The organism is Variovorax sp. P1_H12_2, assembly GCF_056405335.1.
The window spans coordinates 1-2,862 of the sequence record NZ_JBFUCI010000598.1; the positions used below are offsets into that span (position 1 = coordinate 1).

The following is a 2,862-nucleotide window of genomic DNA, read 5'->3' on the forward strand; positions in this document are numbered from 1 at the left end:
GCGCCGCCATGTCGTCGGCGTTGAGGAAGACCACGTCCCGGCGTCCGAAGATGCCGCGGTAGCGGTCGTCGAAGCCGTAGATCGTCGTGTTGTATTGGTCGTGGCTGCGCAGCGTGGTCAGCGTGAGCACCCCGACACCGGCGGCACGCGGGTCTTCCCGGAAGCCGGGCATGACGATGAACTGCGCCCGTCCGGAGGCCGTATGCCAGATGCGCTCGGCCGGTCCGATCGGCAGCCGGAAGCCACCGGGTGTCTTGATCCGGTGGTTGTAGTCGTCAAAACCCGGGAGCACGGCCTCGATGGCATCGCGGATGCGGCCGTAGTCGGCGACCATGGCGTCCCAGTCGATGCCATGCCGGCCCGCCAGTACCGCCTTGGCGATGCCGGCGACGATGGCCGGCTCCGAGCGCACCTGATCGGAAGGCTGCGGCAGCCGGCCGGTGGAGGCGTGCACCATCGACATCGAATCCTCGACGGTGATCGACTGCACGCCATCGGCCTGCAGGTCGAGCTCGGTGCGACCGAGGCACGGCAGCAGAAGGCTCTGCCTGCCGACCAGCAAGTGCGACCGGTTGGGCTTGGTCGCGATGTGGACGGCGAGCGCCAGACCGCGCATGGCCGCGAAAGTCCGGTGCGGGTCCGCCATCGCCACCGCGAGGTTGCCACCCAGGCACTGTTGGCGCCGGCCGAAATTTGACCCACCGGGGGTGCGGATAAAACCTTGGACTGATTTTATGCTGCAAGTCCAAGGCTCTCCCGGTATTCGACGGGGCTGAGTGAGCCAAGGGAGATCTTGATCCGGTTCGCGCGAGCCGGCCTCGACAGCTTGCCCGTCTGAAGCGCCAGAGCTTCCGAGCTTCCGCTGACAGAGCGATCTTTGTCTTAGTAGATACGCCCATGCTGGGTCGACGGCGAACAGATAGGCCAACGATCGCTGACAACTCTATTCCTTCGGAGTCCTGAGGGCGCTCGCAACGTCTTCGAACGAAGCACGCTCCAGCTCGGCCGGTTGCTCGACTACCCCTCGCCACTTCGCACTGCCGTGACGAAGACCGACAGAGTCCAAGGAGACCTACCCCCTGCCCGGTTTGGTCGCCGACACGCAGGCACATGACGCCTGTGTTCGCGCCAAGGTGCAGCAAGCGCTGGATGACCTGCGTCCTGCGATCGCGCATGATGTGGTGGCAGAGCGCTTTGCCAAGCGCCACGCAAGGCGGTGCGCAGGAGCGCCCATGGCGTCACGGTCGGCGATCGCATTCGAGGAGAGCTCCAGGAGCTCTGATGTCCACGCCTGGTGCATGCCGGTATTGGCCTCGCCGGAAGGTGGCGGCAACTTACCTCGCACACTGGGAGGGCCGGTTGACCCAGTGCATGGCCCATTTCGGCGCGGGTCATTTCCGGGCCAGGCGCAGCACCAAGGTCTTCATCAGCAGTTCGTCCGCACGCGACGGCTCGATGCTTCCGCTTCGCCCGATGATGCCGTCGACGTCACGTCGTCGAAAATCGGGAGCCGTACCGATTGCGCGGCGACCTCGTGGGCAGTCCTACCAATGCGACGGTTTGCTGACCGGTTTCTTCCTGGAAGGTACATGCATCGGCAATTGAGAAGTTGCCAGCTCCTCGTCCCGGATGTGATGACGTACCCAGTCCGTGAGCGCGGTGAGGCGCTAGTTGGAGTACACGCCCTCTCCTTCGCGGTTTCACGAAGTGGTATCACGAGTCCGATCGCGATGCGGGGCGCGTCCGCACGGACCATCTGCACAGCAGGCTCGAGATCACTGTCGTTCGAGCAGATCACCAGTTGCTCGCATTGCGAATGCATGGCATCGCGCTGAGGTGCAGGGCCAGGTTCACGTCGGTCCGCTTTTCTTCGATCATCCAAATTTGGTGCAAGTCGGCCTTGTTCGGAAGCTGTCCTGGGACATAGCGGGGATGGGATGAGGGCTCCACGATGCGGAAGCCGTGGATGACCTCGACGAGTTCGGGGTGCCTGAACATCAGGGCGCGGGATACCTCGGACTCTGAGTCAGCACCGTGGCGAGCTTAAGTCGCCTTGATGGGCGCCGTGAAGAACTTGACTGCCACCACATTCGCGGACGGATCCTGTATGGCGAGGCGTCGCGACGAAGTGCAACCACGTCCAGCCACTTGAAGGGCGACCCGCGCAGGCGCGAATAGTACAGGCTGTAGCCGTCGATGGAGACCGTGGTTCTCAATGCAGTCGCCAGATGTGAAAAGGCCACCCGGAGGTGGTCTATTTGCCCTGAGCGAGAGCCAACCGAATGACACTGCGAAGGGATTGCGGTTTCATTTTAGCTCTTCTCCGGTCCAGAGGCCTGCCGCACACCGACAGTGCGATGGGCATAGCGGCCTCCCGAGGCRCACGCCGACACCCTGCCAAGCCTCGACACATCGAGCTCGAGCTGTTCAGCACCGAGTGTCCCTGAAGGACGCCAAATGCCTCATCGCAAACGAACTTGCCATGGAGCCGGGCACGCTTGTTTCGCGGGCGCCCGGGCGCAATACATGATCCCCTGGCCGTCGAACTGGGAGACGACGAGGGCTGTTGAAGTTCTCATGGGCGCGCTGCCTTGATACCATGATGCTCAAGTGAAGCAATGCAACTCGATATCTTCGAACACGGCCGCGAGGTGATGCTGAGGAACGACGCTGCGCATGCGCTCGAGCGGCGCGACGCGTCGGCCGCTCGGCAGGCTTGCAATCACCTTTCCCAGGAATATCCGGCCGACGACTCCTTGCCGTCGCGTGTTCTCACCGGCTACATCGAGGCCGCCGAATTCGGCCGCGATGATGCGTTTCGCGACCACGCATCCTTGCGCGAGGCGCGACAGATGCTGGAGG

At 63.4% G+C, this 2,862-nt stretch carries 1 protein-coding gene and 2 pseudogenes; 2 read left to right on the forward strand and 1 reads right to left on the reverse strand.

The window, feature by feature from the left end; translation table 11 throughout:
* Positions 1 to 673, reverse strand: a pseudogene (locus AC1D2K_RS32945) (CbbBc protein); the annotation flags it as partial.
* Positions 674 to 1,088: 415 nt separating this feature from the next.
* On the opposite strand from AC1D2K_RS32945, the gene AC1D2K_RS32950 reads away from it, so the two are divergent.
* Positions 1,089 to 1,835: an antitoxin PaaA2 family protein gene (locus tag AC1D2K_RS32950; RefSeq protein ID WP_478094414.1), complete on the forward strand. Its 747-nt coding sequence runs from the start codon at positions 1,089 to 1,091 to the stop codon at positions 1,833 to 1,835.
* A gap of 783 nt (positions 1,836 to 2,618) precedes the next feature.
* Positions 2,619 to 2,862 (forward strand): annotated as a pseudogene (locus tag AC1D2K_RS32955) (hypothetical protein); the annotation flags it as partial.